19 protein-coding genes and 1 tRNA gene are annotated in these 21,570 nt (G+C 64.3%); 9 read left to right on the top strand and 11 right to left on the bottom strand.

The window, feature by feature from the left end; genetic code table 11:
• Positions 1-283: 283 nt before the first annotated feature.
• The 6 genes from NMB96_RS12700 to murJ form a co-directional block, all read right to left on the bottom strand.
• Positions 284-359 (bottom strand) — tRNA-Thr (locus NMB96_RS12700).
• Between the two features lie 226 nt (positions 360-585).
• Positions 586-1,536, bottom strand: a complete 951-nt coding sequence (gene ispH / locus NMB96_RS12695; protein ID WP_074056941.1) for a 4-hydroxy-3-methylbut-2-enyl diphosphate reductase — start codon at positions 1,534-1,536, stop codon at positions 586-588.
• Between the two features lie 79 nt (positions 1,537-1,615).
• On the bottom strand, positions 1,616-2,128 hold the full coding sequence (gene lspA / locus NMB96_RS12690) for a signal peptidase II (protein ID WP_043889026.1): 513 nt from the start codon (positions 2,126-2,128) through the stop codon (positions 1,616-1,618).
• A gap of 337 nt (positions 2,129-2,465) precedes the next feature.
• A complete protein-coding gene (gene ileS / locus NMB96_RS12685; RefSeq protein WP_023903127.1) occupies positions 2,466-5,297 on the bottom strand; it encodes an isoleucine--tRNA ligase in 2,832 nt (943 codons plus the stop codon).
• A 6-nt stretch (positions 5,298-5,303) separates the two neighbouring features.
• On the bottom strand, positions 5,304-6,338 hold the full coding sequence (locus NMB96_RS12680; protein ID WP_023903126.1) for a bifunctional riboflavin kinase/FAD synthetase: 1,035 nt from the start codon (positions 6,336-6,338) through the stop codon (positions 5,304-5,306).
• Positions 6,339-6,545: 207 nt separating this feature from the next.
• The gene (gene murJ, locus NMB96_RS12675) at positions 6,546-8,150 is read right to left on the bottom strand and encodes a murein biosynthesis integral membrane protein MurJ (protein WP_255086966.1); all 1,605 of its coding nucleotides are present in this window, start codon (positions 8,148-8,150) and stop codon (positions 6,546-6,548) included.
• Positions 8,151-8,266: 116 nt separating this feature from the next.
• Here murJ and rpsT point away from each other — a divergent pair, with 116 nt between their 5' ends.
• On the top strand, positions 8,267-8,536 hold the full coding sequence (gene rpsT, locus NMB96_RS12670) for a 30S ribosomal protein S20 (RefSeq protein ID WP_002807888.1): 270 nt from the start codon (positions 8,267-8,269) through the stop codon (positions 8,534-8,536).
• A gap of 91 nt (positions 8,537-8,627) precedes the next feature.
• On the opposite strand, the gene obgE is transcribed toward rpsT, so the two are convergent.
• The 3 genes from obgE to rplU all read right to left on the bottom strand — a co-directional run bounded on the left by obgE (position 8,628) and on the right by rplU (position 10,506).
• Entirely contained in the window at positions 8,628-9,680 is a 1,053-nt protein-coding gene (gene obgE / locus NMB96_RS12665; protein ID WP_006449999.1) for a GTPase ObgE, read from the bottom strand.
• A 232-nt stretch (positions 9,681-9,912) separates the two neighbouring features.
• A complete protein-coding gene (gene rpmA, locus NMB96_RS12660; RefSeq protein ID WP_006450000.1) occupies positions 9,913-10,173 on the bottom strand; it encodes a 50S ribosomal protein L27 in 261 nt (86 codons plus the stop codon).
• 12 nt (positions 10,174-10,185) lie between these two features.
• A complete protein-coding gene (gene rplU, locus NMB96_RS12655) occupies positions 10,186-10,506 on the bottom strand; it encodes a 50S ribosomal protein L21 (RefSeq protein ID WP_006450001.1) in 321 nt (106 codons plus the stop codon).
• 326 nt (positions 10,507-10,832) lie between these two features.
• Here rplU and uvrA point away from each other — a divergent pair, with 326 nt between their 5' ends.
• Both uvrA and NMB96_RS12645 read left to right on the top strand, forming a co-directional pair.
• Positions 10,833-13,799, top strand: coding sequence for an excinuclease ABC subunit UvrA (uvrA, locus tag NMB96_RS12650; RefSeq protein ID WP_043889025.1), 2,967 nt, complete (start codon positions 10,833-10,835; stop codon positions 13,797-13,799).
• Entirely contained in the window at positions 13,799-14,206 is a 408-nt protein-coding gene (locus NMB96_RS12645; RefSeq protein ID WP_023903122.1) for an acyl-CoA thioesterase, read from the top strand. Before uvrA ends, NMB96_RS12645 begins: the two co-directional genes overlap by 1 nt.
• 313 nt (positions 14,207-14,519) lie before the next feature.
• On the opposite strand, the gene NMB96_RS12640 is transcribed toward NMB96_RS12645, so the two are convergent.
• Positions 14,520-14,948, bottom strand: coding sequence for a copper chaperone PCu(A)C (locus tag NMB96_RS12640; protein WP_043889714.1), 429 nt, complete (start codon positions 14,946-14,948; stop codon positions 14,520-14,522).
• Positions 14,949-15,013: 65 nt separating this feature from the next.
• Between NMB96_RS12640 and NMB96_RS12635 the strand changes: the two genes are divergently transcribed.
• From NMB96_RS12635 to NMB96_RS12615, 5 genes are all read left to right on the top strand, one after another.
• Positions 15,014-15,784: an enoyl-CoA hydratase/isomerase family protein gene (locus tag NMB96_RS12635; protein ID WP_023903120.1), complete on the top strand. Its 771-nt coding sequence runs from the start codon at positions 15,014-15,016 to the stop codon at positions 15,782-15,784.
• A gap of 73 nt (positions 15,785-15,857) precedes the next feature.
• Positions 15,858-16,763 (top strand): acyl-CoA thioesterase II, encoded by a 906-nt coding sequence (gene tesB / locus NMB96_RS12630; RefSeq protein WP_023903119.1) that lies wholly within the window; start codon positions 15,858-15,860, stop codon positions 16,761-16,763.
• Positions 16,764-16,920: 157 nt separating this feature from the next.
• Complete coding sequence (locus NMB96_RS12625; protein ID WP_043889024.1) at positions 16,921-17,424, top strand: putative signal transducing protein; 504 nt, start codon at positions 16,921-16,923, stop codon at positions 17,422-17,424.
• Between the two features lie 95 nt (positions 17,425-17,519).
• The gene (locus tag NMB96_RS12620) at positions 17,520-18,713 is read left to right on the top strand and encodes an RNA polymerase sigma factor (RefSeq protein ID WP_183086846.1); all 1,194 of its coding nucleotides are present in this window, start codon (positions 17,520-17,522) and stop codon (positions 18,711-18,713) included.
• A 447-nt stretch (positions 18,714-19,160) separates the two neighbouring features.
• Positions 19,161-19,619, top strand: a complete 459-nt coding sequence (locus NMB96_RS12615) for a hypothetical protein (RefSeq protein ID WP_183086879.1) — start codon at positions 19,161-19,163, stop codon at positions 19,617-19,619.
• A gap of 354 nt (positions 19,620-19,973) precedes the next feature.
• Here NMB96_RS12615 and NMB96_RS12610 read toward each other — a convergent pair whose 3' ends face one another.
• Positions 19,974-20,579, bottom strand: coding sequence for an EF-hand domain-containing protein (locus tag NMB96_RS12610; RefSeq protein WP_255084970.1), 606 nt, complete (start codon positions 20,577-20,579; stop codon positions 19,974-19,976).
• A 40-nt stretch (positions 20,580-20,619) separates the two neighbouring features.
• On the opposite strand from NMB96_RS12610, the gene NMB96_RS12605 reads away from it, so the two are divergent.
• Positions 20,620-21,534, top strand: a complete 915-nt coding sequence (locus tag NMB96_RS12605) for an arginyltransferase (RefSeq protein ID WP_255086965.1) — start codon at positions 20,620-20,622, stop codon at positions 21,532-21,534.
• The last annotated feature ends 36 nt before the right edge of the window (positions 21,535-21,570 follow it).

The following is a 21,570-nucleotide window of genomic DNA, read 5'->3' as shown; positions in this document are numbered from 1 at the left end:
AGAAAGATGACCGCGCAGACCGAAGACACGGGTTAGCTTCCTAATTTTAAACTTTGCTGCACCTGCACGAAACCCATCGGCCATGATCTGCCGCAATTAATACGCGCAAACGTATGCGACATGTTGTCGCAGCGCTGCGCAGGGCAGAAATGATGCGATTGCGGACCTGCGCAATCAGGCCTGCGTAATGTGCAACGTCTATGGCTGCGCGTGCGCTGAGGTGTACGTGCATCCGTCCAAAACGCAACTGGGCCGACCAATGGCCGACCCAGTATTGAAGCGATGGTGCCGGAAATAGGAATCGAACCTACGACCTACGCATTACGAATGCGCCGCTCTACCAACTGAGCTATTCCGGCGAGCCGTGAATTGTAGGAGCGGAGCCAGTCCCCGGTCAATCGCCGCAGTTGGCGGGCTGGGCATGGCGGTAGCCGGCATTGCGTCATGTCCTGGCGACTGCCGGCTGTCTCCCAGCGCGAAAATCCGTCAACCAATCGCTGCATCCATCACACCGATCAACTCGGCCTACTCGACTAAAACGCAGGCGGTCGTCTGAAGGCAACCCGGCAAGCGGGTCAGCCGACTTCAGCTAACCAGACGCAACCGCAGTTCCTTGGGCAGCGCGAACACCATCGATTCCGGCTCGCCCTCCAGCTCGGAGACGCCCTCGGCGCCCAGTTCGCGCAACCGTGCCAGCACACCGTCGACCAACACCTGCGGCGCGGAAGCGCCGGCGGTCAGGCCGATGTGCTGCTTGCCGACGATCCAGGCCGGGTCGATCTCGCTGGCGTTGTCGATCAGGTAAGACTCCACCCCGTCGCGTCGTGCCAGCTCGCTGAGACGGTTGGAGTTGGAGCTATTGGGCGAACCGACCACCAGCACCAGATCGCATTGGCGCGCGAGATCGCGCACCGCGTCCTGGCGGTTCTGGGTGGCGTAACAGATATCGTCGTGGCGCGGCCCCTGCATCGCCGGGAAGCGCGCACGCAGGGCCTCGATGATGCCCATGGTGTCGTCCACCGACAGCGTGGTCTGGGTGGTGTAGGCAAGGTTTTCAGGCTGGCGGATCTGCAGCGTGGCGACCTGCTCGATGTCTTCGACCAGATAGATCGTGCCCGGGCCGCGCTCACGGCTCCACTGCCCCATCGTGCCTTCCACTTCCGGATGCCCGGCATGGCCGATCAGCACCACATCGCGGCCGGCCCGGCAGTGCCGCGCCACCTCGAAGTGCACCTTGGTCACCAGCGGGCAGGTCGCGTCGAACACCTTGAGCCCGCGGCGCTCGGCCTCCAAACGCACAGCTTGCGAGACGCCGTGTGCGCTGAAGATCACCGTGGCGTTGTCGGGCACCTCGTCGAGTTCTTCGACGAAGACCGCGCCGCGCTGCTTGAGGTCGTCGACCACGAAACGATTGTGCACGACTTCATGGCGCACATAGATCGGCGCGCCCAGCGTCTCGATCGCACGCTTGACGATCTCGATCGCACGGTCGACGCCGGCACAAAAACCACGGGGATTGGCGAGCAGGACTTCCATGGCGGGCATTCTACGGGAATGGGGAATCAGGAATCGGACCGGGCGGCGTGCGCCCGCAGGAACACTTCAGCCTCGATTGCTAATTTTTGATCCCTGACTCCCGTTTGCCGCCCTTGTCGAACAGCCCGAACACTGCGATGCCGATGGCGCCGCCCACGATCGCCGAGTCGGCGATATTGAACGACGGCCAGGTGTGGCTGCCGATGTACCACTGGATGAAATCGACCACGTGGCCATGCATCAGGCGATCGATCACATTGCCGATCGCCCCGCCGATCACCAGCGCATACGGCAGCGCGCTACGCCACTCGCCGCGCGCGGTGCGCGACAGCCAGAACGCCAGCAGCCCGCTGATGCCCACCGCCAGCGCGGTGAAGAACCACAGCTGCCAGCCGCCGGCATCGCTCAGAAAGCTGAAGGCCGCGCCGGTGTTATAGGTGCGGTACCAGTTCCAGAAGCCGTCGATCACCGGCACGGCGGTGTACTCGGGCAGGCTGGACAGCACCCAGGCCTTGCTCCACTGGTCCAGCCCGACCACAAGCGCAGACAACAGCAACCAGATCAGGGCGGAGGGTTTGGGGCGTTGACTCATGTCGAGAGGTCGCAATTGGTTGTGATTTCTCCGACGCCGGAGAAGATGCCTGGATGGCGTTGGAGATGGCGAAAACTAAACAACGATGATCAAAGGTGGATGACAGGCAAGCGAGGATGGCATGGACGCTTCAGCCAGCTGCCCTGCCCCGCTCTGCCGCAAGCGCGAGCTTCAGCAAGCGCCACAACGCATCAGGCATAGCGGTCAGCGCCGCGTAAGCGTGTGGCGCAGTAGCCTGCAAATAAAGCAGCGGCCCGTTCCAGCGCAGCACGTTCTACGAAAAACATCGGCAACGTGTCGCGGAATCTTCCGCGACGCGTTGCCGTCGATGCGCGCATCAGAACCAGCGACGCGCCTCGCCCGGGCCTTCGAGATTGCTCACGCAGCGGCTGCACAGTTCCGGGTGACGCGGATCGCTGCCCACGCTGGCCTGGTGGTGCCAACAGCGCACGCACTTGGCCTTGGTGGTCGGCTGCGCGCTGACGAAGATGTCGTCGGTGCTGGCTGCGGTGACGGTGACATCGCCACTGATGAACAAAAAGCGCAGCTCCTCGGCCAGCGGCTGCCAGCGCGCGGCGGTCTGCGCATCGGCGGCGACGGTGATCTCCGCTTCCAGCGCCGCACCGATCGCGCCATTGGCACGCATCGGCTCCAGCACCTTGGCCACCTGCTCGCGCAAGGCCAGCAATTTGTCGAAGTCGGCACTGGTCAACGCTGCAGCGGCCGGCAGTGGCGCCAGGCCGTCGTACCAAGTGGCGAACAGCACGTTGTCGGTGTGCTTGCCCGGCAGATAGCCCCACAGTTCTTCGGCAGTGAAGCTCAGCACCGGCGCGATCCAGCGCACGAACGCCTCGGCCACGTGATACATCGCGCTCTGCGCCGAACGGCGGCCGCGCGCATCCTCGGCCATCGTGTACAAGCGGTCCTTGGTCACATCCAGATACAGCGAACCCAGGTCCACGCTGCAGAAATTCAGCAGCGCCTGCACGATCTCGGCGAAGTCGTAACGCGCATACGCGGCGGCGATCTTTTCCTGCAGCTCGTGCGCGCGATGCACGATCCAGCGGTCCAGCAGCACCATGTCGTCCAGCGCCACCAGATGCTGCAACGGATCGAATCCATGCAGATTGCCGAGCAGAAAGCGCGCGGTATTGCGCAGGCGGCGATACGCATCGGCGTTGCGCTTGAGGATCTCCTGCGACAGCGACATCTCGTTGCTGTAATCGGCCGAGGCGATCCACAGGCGCAGGATGTCCGCGCCCAGGGTCTTCATGATGTCCTGCGGCTCGATGCCGTTGCCCAGCGACTTGGACATCTTGCGGCCGTGCTCGTCCACGGTGAAGCCGTGGGTCAGGCACTGCTTGTACGGTGCGGCCTTGTCCATCGCCACGCCGGTCAGCAGCGAGGACTGGAACCAGCCACGGTGCTGATCGGAGCCTTCCAGATACAGGTCGGCCGGCTTGGGCAGGCCGCGATCCACCAGCACTGTTTCATGGGTCACGCCGGAGTCGAACCACACGTCCAGGATGTCGGTGATCTTGTCGTAATCGGCCGCCTCATCACCCAGCAGCTCGGCCGCGTCCAGCGTGTACCACACGTCCACACCGCCCAGTTCCACCCTGTCGGCGACCTGGCGCAGCAACTCGGTGCTGCGCGGATGCGGCTCGCCGGTTTCGCGATGCACGAACAAGGCGATCGGCACGCCCCAGGTGCGCTGGCGCGAAATCGTCCAGTCCGGGCGCCCGTCGACCATGCCGGCGATGCGCGCCTGGCCCCAGGACGGATACCAATGCACGTTTTCGATCGCCTTGAGCGCATCGGCGCGCAGGTTGGCCTGCTCCATCGAGATGAACCACTGCGGCGTAGCGCGGAACGCGATCGGCGTCTTGTGGCGCCAGCAATGCGGATAGCTGTGCTCCATCTTGCTGGCGGCCAGCAGCACGCCGGTGTCGCGCAACGCATCGATGATGATGTCGTTGGCCTTCCAGATATGCAGCCCGGCCAGCACGGTGTCGCCCAGCGGCGGCGTCGACGGCAGATACACGCCGCGCCCATCCACCGGGTTGATCTGCGCAGCGCCGTAGCGCTCCAGCAACCCATACTGCTTGGAAACCTGATAGTCCTCCTGACCATGACCGGGTGCGGTATGTACAGCGCCGGTACCGTCTTCGGCGGACACGTGATCGCCCAGCAGCAGCGGGATCTCGCGCTCGGCATAGAACGGGTGGTTCAGCAGCATCTGTTCCAGCGCCGCGCCCTTGGCATGGCCGTGCACTACCACTGTTTCCACGCCGTAACGCAGCAGTGCCTTGCCGGCCAACGCCTCGGCGATCACCAACCAACGCGGCTGGCCGCGATCGGCCGGGCCTTCGACCAGCACGTAATCCAGGTCCGCGCCCAGGCTCACCGCCAGCGAGGCCGGCAGCGTCCACGGGGTGGTGGTCCAGATCGGCACCGCCACGCCCACGCCCGCCGGTAGCGTCGCGCCGAATGCGGCAGCGACAGCGCCCGGATCGCGCGCCGGATAGGCGATATCCACCGTCGGCGACACCTTGTCGGCGTATTCGATCTCGGCCTCGGCCAAGGCCGAGCCGCAATCGAAGCACCAGTGCACCGGCTTCACGCCGCGGGTCAGATGGCCGTTGTCGACCACCTTGGCCAGCGCGCGGATTTCATTGGCTTCGAAGCGGAAATCCAGCGTCTTGTACGGGTTGTCCCAATCGCCGATCACGCCCAGGCGCTTGAAGTCGCGCCGCTGCAGATCGATCTGCTCGGTGGCGTATTCGCGGCACTTCTGGCGGAACTGCGCCGCATCCAGCTTGACGCCGACCTTGCCGTACTTCTTCTCGATCGCGATCTCGATCGGCAGGCCGTGGCAGTCCCAGCCCGGGATGTACGGCGCATCGAAGCCAGCCAGATACTTCGACTTGACGATGATGTCCTTGAGGATCTTGTTGACCGCATGGCCCAGATGGATCTGACCGTTGGCATACGGCGGGCCGTCGTGCAGCACGAACAGCGGGCGCCCGGCCGCGTTGGCGCGCAGTTGCGCATACAGCCCCTCGCGCTCCCAGCGTTCCAGCATCGCCGGCTCACGCTTGGGCAGGTCGCCGCGCATCGGAAATTCCGTCGCGGGCAGATGGAGCGTGGCTTTGTAGTCGTGGGTCACAGGTCTCTACCGTTGCGCTGCGTTGTCTGAAGCGTCTGCACTTGCATGTGCAGACGTTTGCGAGGAGCTCGCATGTTTATTGTCCGCACATGGAGGTGCGGGCTCTCGCGAGGGACTCGCATTAAGTACCGCACGCGCCTGCTCGGCATCGCGATGCATCTGCACGGTCAATGCCTCCAAGCCATCGAACTTTTCTTCGTCGCGCAGCTTGGCGACGAATTCGACTTCGAGGTGGCGGCCGTACAAATCGCCCTGAAAATCGAACAGATGCGCTTCCAGCAGCGGTTCCACACCGGCCACCGTCGGTCGCGTGCCAAAGCTCGAGACCGACGGCCACGGCCGATCGGCCACACCATGCACCCAGGTCGCGTAGATACCCGACAGCGCCGGCGTGCGCGGAAAGCGCAAGTTGGCAGTGGGGTAACCCAGCGTGCGGCCGAGTTGCTTGCCGCGCACCACCCGCCCGCCGATGGCGTACGGGCGGCCAAGCAGTTCGCCGGCATGCGCAAACTCGCCCGTGCCCAGCAGCTCGCGAATGCGCGTGGCAGAAATACGCTCGCCGCGCAGATGCACCGGGGCGATCTCGCCGGCCGCGAAGCCGTACCGCTCACCGAGCGCGCGCAGCAGGCCGATATCACCGCCACGCCGATGGCCGAAGCGGAATTCCGGGCCGATCCAAACCTCTTTGGCGCACAGCCGGCCAACCAATGCCAGCCGTACGAAATCCTCAGCGCTCATTGCCGCCAAGTGGCCGTCGAAACGGATCATGCCCACGCTGTCGGCGCCCAGGCCGTACAGCCCTTCGATCTTGGCGCGGGCCAGCGTCAACCGCGGCGGCGGCGCTGCCGGAGCAAAAAATTCGCGCGGCAACGGCTCGAAGCTCACTGCCACTGCCGGCACGCCCAGCGCGCGCGCGCGTTCGACCGCGTGCTGCACCAATGCCCGATGCCCCAGATGCAGGCCATCGAAGGCGCCGATGCAGACCACGCTTCCGTGCGGGAACAGCGTCCCGCCCTCGACGTCTCTAAACAGCCTGCTCATTGCTCGATCCAAACAGATGCCGGCCTGCGGGCCGACCCTCACTGATACATAACCTGCAAGTATAGCCGTGCCTGTCAACCCGCATGGGCGCGCGCCGCGCAGTGAGCAACGCTTGGCCAGGCGCAATGAGTATTCCGGCTGCGCGAAGTCAGAATTCCGCACAACACAGGCGGCTTCGCAGTGCGCTTGGCCGGTCCGCTAGGCTGCCTACCCTTCGCGCAGATGCCGCGGCCGCAGCCCCAATGCCAGCTGCGCCGCCAGATAGGTGGCCCCACCGCTGCCGACCAGCACCGCCAGCCAGCCGATGCGATCCCACTTTTCCATCACGGTGAACGAGGGCAACCACCACAGCAGGCCCAACAGCACCACCACCATCGCCGCACAGGCTAGCAGCAGGCGCAGCGCATAGCCGCCCCAGCCCGGCCGCCGCTGGTACACGCCGGACTTGCCCAGCCAATACCACAGCAAGCCCAGGTTGAGATAACTCGACAACGCACTGGCGATCCCCAGCGCCAGATGCAGGCCCGGCTGCTTGCCCAGCGCCTGCATCACGCCCTGCGCCTTGAGCTCGGGCGGCACCATGACCTGGTAGACCACCGCCAGCAGCGCGAAGTTGAACACCATGTTGGCGATCAGCGCCGCCACACCCGCGCGCACCGGCGTACGGGTGTCCTGGCGCGCGTAGAACGCCGGCAGCACCACCTTGAGCATGGCGTAGGCCGGCAGGCCGAAACTCAGGCCGTAGACCGACATTGCGGTCATGCGCGTCTCGAACGCGGTGAACTGACCGTACTGGAACAACGTCGCCACCAGCGGTTCGGCCAGCAACAGCAATCCGAGCATCGCCGGCATCGCGATCAATAGCGTGGTGCGAAAGCCCCAATCCAGCGCGCCGGAAAACGCGCTGCGGTCGGTCTTGACGTGATGGCGCGCCAGCGCCGGCAGGATCACCGTGCCCAGCGCTATCCCGAACACGCCCAGCGGCAGTTCCAGGAACCGGTCGGCCAGCGACAACCACGACTGCGAGCCATCGGCCAGCCGCGCGGCGATCACCGTGTCCAACAGCAGGTTGATCTGCGCTACCGATGAGCCGAACAGGGTCGGCACCATCAGGGTCAGCACCTTGCGCACGCCCGGATGTCGCCAGCCCCAGCGCGGCAGGATCAGCAGGTTGATCCCTTTCAGCGAAGGCAGCTGGAACAGCAACTGCAGCATGCCCGCCGCCAGCACCGCCCAGCCCAGTGCGAGGATCTGCTTCTCGGGAGTTCCGCCCAGCCGCGGCGCCAGCCACAAGGCGCCGGCGATCATGCATAGGTTGAGGATCACCGGGGTCAGCGCCGGCATGGCGAACTTCTGGAAACTGTTCAGTGCCCCGCCGGCCAGCGCGGTCAGCGAGACGAACAGCAGGAACGGGAAGGTCAGACGGAACAGGTCCACCAGCAGGCCATGCTTGGCCGGGTCGGTATCGACGCCGCTGGAGAACAGCGTGGCCAGCTGCGGCGCAAAGATCAGCGCCAGCGCAGTGACCAACAGCAGCACTCCTCCGAGGGTACCGGCCACGCGCGACATCAGTTCGCGCAGATCGTCATGCGGCCGGGTTTCCTTGACCTCGGTGAACACCGGCACGAAGGCGGTGGCGAAGGAGCCTTCGGCAAACAGCCGACGCAGGAAATTGGGGACCCGGAAGGCCGTCCAGAACGCATCGGTCAGCGCATTGGTGCCGAAGGTGGTGGTGATGACCTGGTCGCGCACCAGCCCCAACACCCGCGACACCATGGTCATGCTGCTAAATGAGAGCAGGCTTCTCAACATGCCGGGCTTGCTCACGCTGTATCCCTCTTGACAACTGACTTGACGTACATAACTAAGTCCATCATACTTTCCCGCTTGCTTTTTCCACCATACCGATTTTTCAGGAACCCACCACCGTGGCCAATATCAAGTCCGCCAAGAAGCGCGCCAAGCAGACCGTCGTGCGCAATGAGCGCAACACCGGCCAGCGTTCGATGCTGCGCACCGCCGTCAAGAAGGTGATCAAGGCCCTTGACGCCAACGATGCTGCAGGCGCCGAAGCTGCTTTCGCCGTTGCTCAGCCCATCCTCGACCGTTTCAGCGCCCGTGGCCTGATTCACAAGAACAAGGCTGCGCGTCATAAGAGCCGTCTGACCGCTCGCATCAAGGCCATCAAGGCCGCGTAAGCGATCGGTTTCGGCACTACCGGAAGCCTGGCTTTCGGTGGAACAGAAAAACCCGGCCTTGGCCGGGTTTTTTGCTTGGCTGCGATACCACTCAGCCGGCATTGCGCGCCTCGAGTTCGTCCTCGCGCTGACGGTCGAAGAACGCCATGATGTCCTTCATGATCGGGAAGGTGCCATCGCGGCCCAACGCCGAGACCAGATACCACGGCGAGGTCCAGCCAAGTTCGGCCACGATCGCCTCTGCCGCCGTACGCGCCTCGTCCTCGAACATCAGGTCGGCCTTGTTGAGCACCAGCCAACGCGGCTTGGCCAGCAACTCCGGATCGTGCCGCTCCAGCTCGCGCTCGAGGGTACGCACCTGATCGGCCGGCGACACGCCATCCACGCCACCTTCCATGGGCGAGATGTCTACGAGGTGCAGCAGCAAACGCGTGCGCTGCAGATGGCGCAGGAACTGCGTGCCTAGCCCCGCACCATCGGCCGCGCCCTCGATCAGGCCCGGGACGTCGGCGATGACGAAGCTGCGATACGCCTCGACACTGACCACGCCCAGATTCGGATACAAGGTGGTGAACGGGTAATCGGCCACCTTCGGCGTTGCCGAAGACACCGCGCGGATCAGCGTGCTCTTGCCGGCATTGGGGAAGCCCAGCAGGCCGACGTCGGCCAGCAGCTTCAACTCCAGCTTGAGCAGACGCTCCTCGCCCTCTTCGCCGGTGGTGGACTGGCGCGGGGCGCGATTGATCGAGCTCTTGAAATGCATGTTGCCCAGGCCGCCCTTGCCGCCCTTGGCCACCAGCAGACGATCGCCGTTCTGGGTCAGGTCGCCGATGATTTCATCGGTCTGCACGTTCATCACCACGGTGCCGACCGGCACCACGATGATGCGGTCTTCGCCGCCCTTGCCGTAGGCCTGACGGCCCATGCCATTCTCGCCGCGCTGCGCCTTGAAGGTGCGCTCATGCCGGAAGTCGACCAGGGTGTTGACGTTCTCGTCGGCCACGATCCACACGCTGCCGCCACTGCCGCCATCACCACCATCCGGCCCACCGAGCGGGATGAACTTCTCGCGGCGAAAGCCGACACAGCCATTGCCGCCATTGCCGGCACTGACCAGGATTTCCGCTTCGTCGACTAACTTCATGAGATTTGGGATTCGTAATTTGGGATTGGTAACACCACCGCAGGACGCCGCTTGGCGGCCGCGGAAACAGCAGGAAGCGACGGCATCGGGACTATCGAAATCCGCCGTTGCGAATCCCAACTCCCGAATCCCCACTCCCGGCCGTCAAACGAAAAACCCCGCAAAAGCGGGGCTTTCCGTCTCGTCCGTCAGGCATCGGTGCCTGGCGGACTGGCCTGCATGGAGCGGGCGATTACGCCTCGACAACCACGCTGACGGTACGACGCTTCTTCGCACCCTTGACCGAGAACTCCACCTTGCCGTTCACCAGGGCGAACAGGGTGTGGTCACGGCCGAGGCCAACGCCGCTACCCGGGTGGAACTGGGTGCCGCGCTGACGCACGATGATGTTGCCGGCATCGATGGCCTGGCCACCGAAGATCTTCACGCCCAGGTACTTCGGGTTGGAATCGCGACCGTTGCGCGAGGAACCTACGCCTTTTTTATGTGCCATGACTGGTTCTCCTTACTTCTTATCGCCACCGGCAATGCCGGTGATCTCGATTTCGGTGTAGTACTGACGGTGTCCCTGACGCTTCATGTGGTGCTTGCGGCGACGGAACTTGATGATGCGCACCTTGTCGGCGCGGCCATGGGCCACAACCTTTGCGGTGACCGAGGCGCCCTTCAGCGCATCGCCCAGCTTGATGCCATCGCTATCGCCCAACATCAGGACGGTGTCGAACTTGATCTCGTCGCCAGCTTCGACTTCGAGCTTTTCCACGCGGAGCGTTTCGCCCTGCGCGACGCGGTATTGCTTACCGCCGGTTACCAGAACTGCGTACATGACCAGGTTTTCCTCTGTAGTTATTATGGTCGCACTGACGTGCCCTAGGGCAGACAGGAGCGGGATTGTACTGGCATATCGGGTTTTGGGTCAACCCGCAAGCCTGGCGCCGGCCGGTTTCCGATCGACGGCACGTCGACCTGCCGCAGGCGACATCGATCCGGCTCCATGCAACGCATCATCCGGCCGCCACAACGCTCCGGTCAGACTGGCATTTCGGGCAATTGCCCTCACCTAGGTCGGCGGGTAGGCTGATCGACTGCCACTCATTCCTGCTGAGCACGCTCGCACCACCGCCGGTTCGCCGGCCCGACATCGGATCCCCCATGGCGATGGATTTCATCCGCATCCGCGGCGCGCGGACGCACAACCTCAAGAACATCGACCTCGACCTGCCTCGCGACAAATTGATCGTGATCACCGGCCTGTCCGGCTCGGGCAAGTCGTCGTTGGCGTTCGACACCATTTATGCGGAGGGCCAGCGCCGCTACGTCGAGTCGCTGTCGGCGTATGCGCGCCAGTTCCTCAGCGTGATGGAAAAGCCCGACCTGGACCATATCGAAGGTCTGTCCCCGGCGATTTCGATCGAACAGAAATCGACCTCGCACAACCCGCGCTCCACGGTCGGCACGATCACCGAGATCTACGACTACCTGCGCCTGCTGTACGCGCGCGTCGGTCAGCCGCGTTGCCCGGACCATGGGTTCCCGCTGGAGGCGCAGACGGTCAGCCAGATGGTCGACCACATGCTCAACCAGGACCAGGAGCAGCGCTACATGCTGCTGGCGCCGGTGATCCGCGACCGCAAGGGCGAGCATGCGCAGGTGTTCGAGCAACTGCGTGCGCAGGGCTTCGTGCGCGTGCGCGTGGACGGCGAGTTGTACGAGATCGATGCGGTGCCGGCCTTGGCGCTGCGCCAGAAGCACACCATCGAAGCGGTGATCGACCGCTTCCGTCCGCGCGAAGACATCAAGCAGCGGCTGGCGGAAAGTTTCGAGACCGCGCTCAAGCTTGGCGAAGGCATGGTCGCAGTGCAGTCGCTGGACGATGCGGCCGCCGCGCCGCATCTGTTCTCGTCCAAGTACAGCTGCCCGGTCTGCGATTACTCGCTGCCCGAGCTGGAACCGCGGCTATTTTCGTTCAACGCACCGGTGGGCGCCTGCCCGAGTTGCGATGGCCTGGGCGTGGCCGAATTCTTCGATCCGGATCGCGTGGTGGTGCATCCGGAGCTGTCGCTGTCGGCCGGTGCGGTGCGTGGTTGGGATCGGCGCAATGCCTATTATTTCCAGCTAATCGCCTCGCTCGCCAAGCACTACAAGTTCGACGTGGACGCAGTGTGGAACTCGCTGCCGGCCAAGGTGCGCCAGGCTGTGCTGTTCGGCAGCGGCGATGAGGTGATCAGCTTCACCTACTTCACCGATGCGGGCGGGCGCACCACGCGCAAGCACCGTTTCGAAGGCATTTTGCCGAACCTGGAACGGCGCTACCGCGAGACCGAATCGCCGGCTGTGCGCGAAGAGCTGACCAAGTACGTCAGCCAGCAGCCCTGCCCTGCGTGTAACGGCACGCGTCTGAATCGTGCTGCGCGCAATGTGTTCGTGGCCGACCGACCGCTGCCCGAATTGGTGGTGCTGCCGGTCAACGAGGCGCTGAGCTTTTTCCGCGGTTTGTCGTTGCCCGGTTGGCGCGGCGAGATCGCCAGCAAGATCGTCAAGGAGATCGGCGAGCGGCTGGGCTTCCTGGTCGATGTGGGCCTGGATTACCTGACCCTGGAGCGCAAGGCCGACACCTTGTCCGGTGGCGAGGCGCAACGCATTCGTCTGGCCAGCCAGATCGGCGCCGGCCTGGTCGGTGTGATGTATGTGCTGGACGAGCCCTCGATCGGCCTGCATCAGCGCGACAACGAACGCCTGCTCGGCACGCTGACGCGGCTGCGCGATCTGGGCAATACGGTGATCGTGGTCGAGCATGACGAAGACGCGATCCGCCTGGCCGATTATGTGCTGGACATCGGCCCCGGCGCCGGCGTGCACGGCGGCGAAATCTGCGCGCAAGGCACGCTGCAGGACATTCTGGATGCGCCGCGTTCGCTGACCGGTCAGTACCTGTCGGGCAAGCGCCGCATCGAGATTCCCAAGCAGCGCCACAAGCCCAACCCGAAGATGATGCTGCATCTGCGCGGGGCGACCGGCAACAACCTGAAGAATGTCGATCTGGGCATTCCGGCCGGCCTGTTGACCTGTATCACCGGCGTGTCCGGCTCGGGCAAGTCCACGCTGATCAACGACACGCTGTTTTCGCTGGCGGCCAACGAGATCAACGGTGCGTCGCATCCGGTAGCGGCGCATCGCGAGGTGGAGAATCTGGACCTGTTCGACAAGGTCGTGGATATCGACCAGTCGCCGATCGGGCGTACGCCGCGCTCCAATCCGGCTACCTATACCGGCATGTTCACGCCATTGCGCGAGCTGTTCGCGCAGGTGCCGGAATCGCGCGCACGCGGCTATTCGCCTGGACGTTTCAGTTTCAACGTGCGTGGCGGGCGCTGCGAAGCCTGCCAGGGCGATGGCCTGATCAAGGTGGAGATGCACTTCCTGCCCGACGTCTACGTGCCTTGCGATGTCTGCCACGGCAAGCGCTACAACCGCGAGACGCTAGAGATTCGCTACAAGGGCTACAACATCAGCGACGTGCTGCAGATGACCGTGGAAGATGCGCTGCGCCTATTCGAGCCGGTGCCGTCGATCGCGCGCAAGCTGGAAACGCTGGTCGATGTCGGCCTGAGCTACATCAAGCTGGGGCAGAGCGCGACCACGCTGTCCGGCGGTGAAGCGCAGCGCGTGAAATTGTCGAAGGAGCTATCGCGTCGCGATACCGGACGCACCTTGTACATCCTCGACGAGCCGACCACCGGCTTGCACTTCCACGACATCGAAGCGCTGCTCGGCGTGCTGCACAAGCTGCGCGACGAGGGCAACACGGTGGTGGTGATCGAACACAATCTGGACGTGATCAAGACCGCCGACTGGATCGTGGATCTGGGCCCGGAAGGCGGCCACCGCGGTGGCAGCATCCTGGTCTCCGGCACGCCGGAAGAGGTGGCTGCACACAAGGCGTCCTACACCGGGCAATTCCTGGCCAAGATGCTGCCGTCGGTAAAGGCGCGCGAGACGCGTCCGGCGGCAATGGCCAACAAGCCCGATGCGCGCCCGCCGCGCAAGATCAAACCGGAAAAGGTGGCGAAAGTCGCCAAATCCGCCACCAAGAAAACCGCAAAGAAGAAGGCAAGCTGATGAGCGAAGAGCACAAGGTGTTGGCACGCATCCCGATCAGCGTGCGCTGGCGCGACATGGACAGCATGGGCCATGTCAACAACGCCAAGTACATTTCCTATCTGGAAGAAGCGCGTGTGCGCTGGATGCTGGGCGTTGAAGGCGTGTCGATGACCGATCGCATCGCGCCGGTGGTCGCGGCCACCAACGTCAACTACAAGCGCCCGCTGGTGTGGCCGAACGACATCCTGGTGGAACTGTTCGTCGAGCGACTGGGCAGCAGCAGCATCACCATTGGCCACCGCATCCTCGACCAGAAAGACCAGAGCGTGCTGTATTCGGATGGCAATGTGGTCGTGGTGTGGATCGATACCCAGACCGGTAAAAGCGCGTCGCTGCCGGATGCGGTGCGCGCTGCCAGCAGCTGAGATTTTATCGGCCCGGTTGCCGAGTTTTCCCAGCGCTAAAGATCGGCGGCGGCTCTTTCGGGAGCCGCCGTTTTCGTTTTCGAATGACGGCGTGATTACGTTACTTCGTACTACCGCACGTTTGCAGCATGTAGTGACTGTGCTGCCGCAGCGACTTCATGCCTGCAGCGTGGTGAGCTGGCACCGCAGCCTGATTAAGCAGCGCCTTCTACGCGCCGTTCGAATGCTTTGCCGAAATCATTGGATCAAGCAACGCTGCTGCCAACGGCAGCATCCATGCTGCCGTCTTCGCTCTACAGCCAGCTGCGCTCCCTCACGAACCCGGCGCGCGCTTGCGTGCTTCCAGCGTGGCCTTGATCTCGCGACCATCCTGCAAGGTAAAGGTCACTGGCACCCATGTGCCCTCCTGCAGCGGCGCGCTCGCCTCCATCAGCATCAGATGCAAGCCGCCCGGCGCCAGCATCACCGACTTGCCGGCCGGCAGCGGCAACTCGGGCACCGCACGCATGCGACTGACGCCATTGGTTTGCGTGGTCTCGTGAATGGAGACATCGGCGAACACGCTGCTCTTGGCCGCGGTGACCTTCAGCGGCTGCGCGCAGCCGTTATGGAATTGCCCGAACCCCGCCGCCATGGCCATGCCCCCGGGCGGTGGAATGCGAACCCAGCCATCCTTGAATTCAGGCAGGCACTGCGCCCAGGCGCCTGCACTTGCCAACACCGCCAACGCACCGAGCAGCACGCGTGCGTACATGCGCTGCCTGCTTCGACTGCCGTCTATCATGACCCGACCTCCAGGAGCCCCGAATGAGCATCCAGATCTTAGACCATGGCCGTCTTCGCGAAATCCGTCTGGCCCGCCCGCCGGTCAATGCACTGGACAGCACGCTGTGCCAGGCCTTGAGCGTTGCAGTGCAGCAGGCCGGCGATGAGACCGATGGCATCGTGCTGTCGGGCAGCGAGCGGATTTTTTCCGGTGGCATGGACGTGCCGCATCTGCTGGGGCACGGCACCGACCGCGCGGCATTGCTGGCCAGCTGGACGGCCTTCTTCGACGCTGCGCAAGCGCTGGCCAATAGCCGCGTGCCGGTTGTGGCGGCCATCGGCGGGCATGCGCCGGCCGGCGGCTGCGTGTTGGCGCTGTGCTGCGACTACCGGGTGATGGCGCGCAGTGCCGACACCGCCAAACCCTATGCGATCGGCCTGAACGAAGTGCAGGTGGGCCTGGCGGCGCCCGAAGGCATCCAGCGCCTGTTGCGCCGCGTGGTCGGTGCGCACCGCGCCGAGCGCCTGCTGATCTCCGGCCAGCTGCTACCGGCCGAACAGGCGGTCACGATCGGCCTGGTCGACGAGCTGGCCGATGGCGAGCTGGTCACCGCGCGCGCGGTTGCCTGGCTGCAGGATCTGCAGCGACTGCCGCGCCAGCCCATGCTGACCACGCGCGCCATCGCCCGCGCCGATCTGCGCGCCGCGCTGGCACCCGAGCTGATCCAGCTGGAGCGTTTCATCGACGGCTGGTACGCACCGGATGCGCAGGCGGCGCTGCATGGCCTGGTCGCGCGCCTGCAAAAGGCCTGAGCACGCGCCTTGCGCATGGTGGCGACGGGGCGGCCGGTATAATCGCGGTCCGTCGCACGCCCAGGCCAGCCCTTTGTCCGCCACTGCCGAACCCGTCGTCTCCGAACTGATCAACCTGCTGTCGCTGGAGCGCCTGGAAGACAACCTGTTTCGCGGCCAAAGCCGCGATATCGGCACCAAGTACGTGTTCGGTGGGCAGGTGCTGGGGCAGGCGCTGGCCGCCGCGCAGGCCACGGTGGAAAACGGCCGCCAGGCGCACTCGTTGCATGCCTACTTTCTGCGCGCCGGGGATATCGATCACCCGATCGTCTACGACGTCGATCGCACCCGCGATGGCGGCAGTTTCTCGGTACGACGGGTCACCGCGATCCAGCATGGCAAGGTGATCTTTTTCTGCGCAGCGTCGTTTCAGGAACACGAAGACGGCGCCGAGCATCAGTCGGTGATGCCGGTGGTGCCGCCACCGGAAGACATCGAACCCACCGCGCCGCTGGCACCGGAAGTGCTGGCGAAACTGCCGGCCAAGGTGCAGCGCTGGCTCTCGCGTGGCGGCCCGTTCGAATTCCGCCACGTCTTTCCGCGCGACGAACTCAGACCACCCAAGCGCCCGCCGTTCCAGCAGATGTGGCTACGTCTGAGCGACCCGGTCGGCGACGATGTCGGCCTGCATCGCGCCTTGTTGGCGTATGCCTCGGATTTTCAGCTGCTGGGCACCTCGACGTTTCCGCACGGCATCAGTTATTACACGCCGAACGTGCAGATGGCCTCGCTCGACCATGCGCTGTGGTTCCACCGCCCGTTCCGTACCGACGACTGGCTTCTTTATTCGCTCGACAGCCCCACCGCGCAGGGATCGCGCGGCCTGGCGCGCGGGCAGTTTTTCACCCGCGATGGCGTGCTGGTCGCCAGCACCACGCAGGAAGGCTTGATCCGCGTGGTGCCCGATGGCAGCGCAATTGCCGTGCCGGCGAAGGACTAGCCGTGCCCGTGCCTAAACAACAACTTTCGCTGAGCGCAGACAGGCCTGCTGCCGCTTTTTCCGGTTGTGGACCGACGTCCACGCCACTCTTCTTCCATGTCTCGAACACGCGCACCCGCAGCGCGATGCGTTCGGCAATCGCTGGCACACCTTAAGCATGCGCAAGATCTTCAGCAGTCAACGTATCGAAACCGCCGAAGGCGTCGCCAACCTGTTGCGCGATGCCGGCATCGATGTGCGCATGAGCAATGGCCGCTCCTACGAAAGCAAGCGCACCGGCCAGTTCAGCTATCTCGAACACAGCAACGCACAGAGCTATCCCACCGTGTGGATCGTGCATGCCGACGACCAGCCACGCGCGCGCGAGCTGCTGCGCGACGCGCGCCTGCTCGACACCACCCGTCGCGACCTGCCGAACGTGGAATACACCTTTCGCGAAGGCGAAAACGGCTCAACTTCCAGCGCGCGCAGCTGGGCCTGGCGTATCCGGCTGGTGCTGCTGTTGGTGATCGGCGCGGTTGCAATGTTCGTGGTGCTGCGCCATCGCAGCGCGCCTGCACCGGTGGCTCAACCGGCATCGCAGCAAGCGGCGCCTGCCAACGCGACACCACCGGCGGCAGAGGATGAAGAAGTGCGCGTGCGGATCCAGCCGGCGCGCTGAGCGCGGCGGACGCAGCACCTGCATCAACCGGCATCGCATCGGTCACATCTGCCGCTCCCATGCGTCATGCTGGGACCAGGACATGGATTGCGCCGATGCACACCGACACGCTGGACCTGATGTTGCAACGCGAACTGCCGCATGCCGCGGCCGGCTGCCAACAGGCCTATGGCCGCATCGTGCGTGCCTGCCAGAACACGGTGACCGCCATCGCGCTGGCGATCACCCGCGATATCGCCGCCAGCGAAGACATCGCCCAGGAGGCCTTTCTGCGCGCCTGGCAGCGGTTGGCACAACTCAGCCAACCGGCCAGCTTCCTGCCATGGCTGCGCCAGATCACCCGCAACCTGGCGCGCGACTGGCTGCGCGCCAACCGGCATCGCGCGCTCAGTGGCGAAGCAGCCGACCTCGCCATCGCGATGGCGGCCGACCCCGCACCCTCGCCCGCCGAGCACCTGCTGCAGGTGGAAGAAGAAATTGCCGCGCTCGACATCATTTCCGCACTGCCCGAAGAAAGCCGCGAGACGCTGCTGCTGTATTACCGCGAAGGCCAGAGTTCGCAGCAGGTGGCCTCGCTGCTCGGCCTCAGCGATGCCGCCGTGCGCAAGCGCTTGTCGCGGGCACGTGCCAGCGTGCGCGAGGAGCTGCTGCGCCGGTTCGGCGCGTTCGCGCGTGGCAGCGCACCCAGCGTGGCCTTTGCCACTGCGGTGACCTCGGCAACGATGCTGGCAACTCCGGGAACTGCGAGCGCGGCCATTGTGTTGGGCGGCATCGGTGGCGCCGGCAAGCTGGGCATGGGCGGGTTGACCGGCTCTGCCGTTGGCGGTGGCGGCGCAGCCGGTGCGTTGAGCGTCTGGTTCGGCATGCCGGCGCTGTTTGCGGCAGGCAGCGTGCTGGTTGCCGCACTGGGAACTTACTGGTCGGGCTGGTATCTGCTGCGCTTTGCCGAGACAGCTCGCGAAACCGCAGGTATCCACCGCTTCATGCTCACAAGCACCCTGACGTCGGTGATCGTGTGCGGCAGCACGTTGCTACTGAACCGACTCAGCAACCAACCCTGGTCGGCCTTGCTGGTGCTGTGCGCAGGCATGGTCGTGATCAACTATCAAACGCTGCGCGTGCTGCCCCGGGTGATGCGCCCCATGCTGGAACGCGATGCACAACGGCGCGGCACCACGCAGGCACCATTGCTTTACCGCTGCATGTTCAGTCCAAGCGCAATGCTCATGAGCACGCTGGCGGTCCTGCTGCCAATCCTGCATCACTCCATCAAGTCGGGGATGCTATGACGTACTTGAAAGCCAGGATCAGCCTGCGCGGCGGTCGAGCGAGAAAGGCAGCGATCCAGCATCCTCGCATCACGCTTGCAACCGGCATGCGCCATGTTTTCACGAAACACGCAGCTGCGCTCTACGTAAGGCCTCCCGCTTGCCGGGAGGCATCGCAACCAATAGCCCCTGCCGATACACCCACCGCCTGCAGCAAAGAATGAGAAGGTGCGCGTGCGGATCCGCAGGCGCGCTGAGCGCCGGCGAATATCCGCGTCGTGAACGGCACGGCCCCATCACAGCGTGGCTGAGCCGCATTTTTTGACTGTATCCCAATGAATTTCATTGCAACTGCTTCTCTGCGAGTATTCCAGCGGCTTTGCGACTGCAACAGTGCAGTTTCGGCACACGGCGCTTGAAAAAGACCAGGAGAGCAATGCAGTGAAAACGATCGTGACCGCAGGCCTGATGCTGCTGAGCAGCGCTGGCGCGCACGCGGAAGGACTGACAACCTCGCCCGACGGCCAGACGCTGACCGTGAGCTTTGGAGAACCCACCGTCAAACAGGTGCTCCACTATCGCAAGATGTACGAGAAAAAGCCGTTTCCCGATGCGGAGATTTATTACTACGGCAACGGCATGTACAAGATCATTTCGCAGGGCGAGAACCACTACGGCGTCTACGTTCTGCAAGGCAGTTTCGACGACGAAACCTGCACGGTGAAGTTCATCTCACTCCCCTCTCCAGACTGGGGCAACAAAACCGCCTTCCACCAGCTGACCTTCATCCGCAGCGGCAAGGAAAACGTCTTCATTCAAAACGCCATCGTCGAGACGGGTGAAGCCATTGCGCAGCAGAACGGAACCTACACGCAGGAAAAGAACACGCTCGCCAATCCTGTCCACAAGGAGTGGCACAGCAAATGACAACCTGCGCTGGCGTCACGGTAATGCCGAGCGCCCGAATCGGCACTGTTCTTGTCGCCTGAGAGTATTCCAACGCTGCCGGGACCTGACGGCAGGCCGCGGTGCTGCACCGGCTGGAACACACTGGCACATCGCGCTGTCGGTACCCGTGCGACTTGCCATTACGGCATGAGCTCGCCTTTTCCAGCAACCGCCGAGGTGACCGCAGCGCATCCGGCAGCCCAATGAAAAAAAGCCTCCCTTGCGGGAGGCCATGGGTCGATCGGCGCCTTGTTGCATCATCCGTGTGACTGACGTCCTTACCGCTACGGTTGACGCGGCACGTGTTCAGCCACGTGCCGCGTCAACACGTGCTCAGTTGGCCGTAGCGGGCTTGGCCGGCATCGGACGCTTGCCGTGATCACCACGCTCGCCATGCTCGCCCGGACCACGCGGACCGTGCTCGCCACGCTGCTTGGAGGCCGCATCGAACTCGGCCTTGCTCAACTTGCCGTCCTTGTCGGTATCGGCCTTGGCAAACCACGCATCGCGATGCTGCTGCATGCGCAACGCACGGTCGGCGCGATCGACAAAGCCGTCCTTGTTGACGTCCATCTCATCGAAGCGCGCGGCGAACTTCGGGTCGGCCTTGGCTTCTTCGCGGCTGATGCGGCCGTCCTTGTTGGTATCGAACTTGCTCAGCCATTCGCCGCGCCCGTCGCGTCCATCACGACCCGGGCCCCGATGATGCGGACGCTCATCGCGCGACAGCTTGCCGTCCTTGTTGGTGTCCAACGTATCGAACTGCGCAGCCAGCTTCGGATCGGCCGCCGCTTCGCTGCGGTCGATCACGCCATCGCCGTTCTTGTCGAGCTTGGCAGGACGCGGCGCATCGCCAGCGGCAGGCGGAGCGGCGAACACCGCGCCGGTGGACAGGGAGGCCAGCATGGCCAATGCGAGAAACGGTTTGCGAGACGTCATGAGAAACTCCTGGGATGTGAGAACCACACGCGGCACCTGCATGGGCCGCATCGCGTGGATGGCGCATCCGGATCCACCGTGCGCTGCCACCAACACCCACATCAACGAGCGATCGGCACACGCGTTGACGCGGCCACCGGCCGTATTCATCCGGCGGACAGTCGCCGCTGTTGCGACACGCAGGCGCTATCCTGCGTACATGGCCATCCACGCCGACACCCACGACGACCTGCGCCTGTTCCAGACCGGCGAGCATGCCTGCGGCTACTGGCCGGATCGGCGTGCGCGCGACCTGGTGCTGGACCCGCACGATCCGCGTCTGGGCGCAATTTATCCGCAGGCATTGGCGTGGGGATTTCGGCGCTCCGGCGATCTGGTCTACCGGCCGCATTGCGAACGTTGCCGCGCCTGCGTGCCGGTGCGCATTGCCGTGGATGCGTTCCGGCACGATCGCAGTCAGCGCCGCTGCCTGGCGCGCAACCAGGACCTGGTGGTGCGCGTGGTCGCCGCCGAACGCACCGACGAACAACTTGCGTTGTATCGGCAGTACCTCAAGCACCGCCATCCCGGCGGCGGCATGGACGAACATGGCGCCACCGAATTCGACCAGTTCCTGATCGGCGGCTGGTCGCACGGGCGCTTTCTTGAGATACGCGAACCGGCGGTGGCGCACGCGCCGGGGCGATTGCTCGCCGTTGCGGTCACCGATGTCACCGAGCACGCGTTGTCGGCGGTCTATACGTTCTACGCGCCGGATGCCGCCGCGCGCAGTCTGGGCACCTTCGCGATCCTGCAGCAGATCCAGTGGGCGCAACGCGAGCGGCGCGCGCATGTGTATCTGGGCTACTGGATCGACGGCCACGCGAAGATGAATTACAAGCGCCATTTCAGCGCACTGGAAGCTTACGACGGCCGTCAATGGCGCGGGCTCCCCGCCCCTGCACCGGCAGGTTGAACCACCGGACGACGACATCGGCCTGTCGTCTCCCGC

The organism is Xanthomonas hortorum, assembly GCF_024339125.1.
GTDB classification, from domain to species: domain Bacteria; phylum Pseudomonadota; class Gammaproteobacteria; order Xanthomonadales; family Xanthomonadaceae; genus Xanthomonas; species Xanthomonas hortorum.
Note: the sequence above shows the minus strand (reverse complement) of the source record. Positions and strands in the feature narration are given on the sequence as shown.

What these genes read in the sequence shown, in the direction of transcription:
- NMB96_RS12680 (WP_023903126.1), bottom strand. Translation starts at nt 6,338, where the DNA reads ATGAGCAGGCTGTTTAGAGACGTCGAGGGCGGGACGCTGTTCCCGCAC.
- NMB96_RS12610 (WP_255084970.1), bottom strand. Translation starts at nt 20,579, where the DNA reads ATGACGTCTCGCAAACCGTTTCTCGCATTGGCCATGCTGGCCTCCCTG.
- NMB96_RS12620 (WP_183086846.1), top strand. Translation starts at nt 17,520, where the DNA reads ATGCACACCGACACGCTGGACCTGATGTTGCAACGCGAACTGCCGCAT.
- lspA (WP_043889026.1), bottom strand. Translation starts at nt 2,128, where the DNA reads ATGAGTCAACGCCCCAAACCCTCCGCCCTGATCTGGTTGCTGTTGTCT.
- ispH (WP_074056941.1), bottom strand. Translation starts at nt 1,536, where the DNA reads ATGGAAGTCCTGCTCGCCAATCCCCGTGGTTTTTGTGCCGGCGTCGAC.
- uvrA (WP_043889025.1), top strand. Translation starts at nt 10,833, where the DNA reads ATGGCGATGGATTTCATCCGCATCCGCGGCGCGCGGACGCACAACCTC.
- murJ (WP_255086966.1), bottom strand. Translation starts at nt 8,150, where the DNA reads ATGTTGAGAAGCCTGCTCTCATTTAGCAGCATGACCATGGTGTCGCGG.
- NMB96_RS12625 (WP_043889024.1), top strand. Translation starts at nt 16,921, where the DNA reads ATGCGCAAGATCTTCAGCAGTCAACGTATCGAAACCGCCGAAGGCGTC.
- rplU (WP_006450001.1), bottom strand. Translation starts at nt 10,506, where the DNA reads ATGTACGCAGTTCTGGTAACCGGCGGTAAGCAATACCGCGTCGCGCAG.
- NMB96_RS12615 (WP_183086879.1), top strand. Translation starts at nt 19,161, where the DNA reads ATGCTGCTGAGCAGCGCTGGCGCGCACGCGGAAGGACTGACAACCTCG.
- NMB96_RS12605 (WP_255086965.1), top strand. Translation starts at nt 20,620, where the DNA reads ATGGGCCGCATCGCGTGGATGGCGCATCCGGATCCACCGTGCGCTGCC.
- NMB96_RS12635 (WP_023903120.1), top strand. Translation starts at nt 15,014, where the DNA reads ATGAGCATCCAGATCTTAGACCATGGCCGTCTTCGCGAAATCCGTCTG.
- NMB96_RS12645 (WP_023903122.1), top strand. Translation starts at nt 13,799, where the DNA reads ATGAGCGAAGAGCACAAGGTGTTGGCACGCATCCCGATCAGCGTGCGC.
- rpmA (WP_006450000.1), bottom strand. Translation starts at nt 10,173, where the DNA reads ATGGCACATAAAAAAGGCGTAGGTTCCTCGCGCAACGGTCGCGATTCC.
- obgE (WP_006449999.1), bottom strand. Translation starts at nt 9,680, where the DNA reads ATGAAGTTAGTCGACGAAGCGGAAATCCTGGTCAGTGCCGGCAATGGC.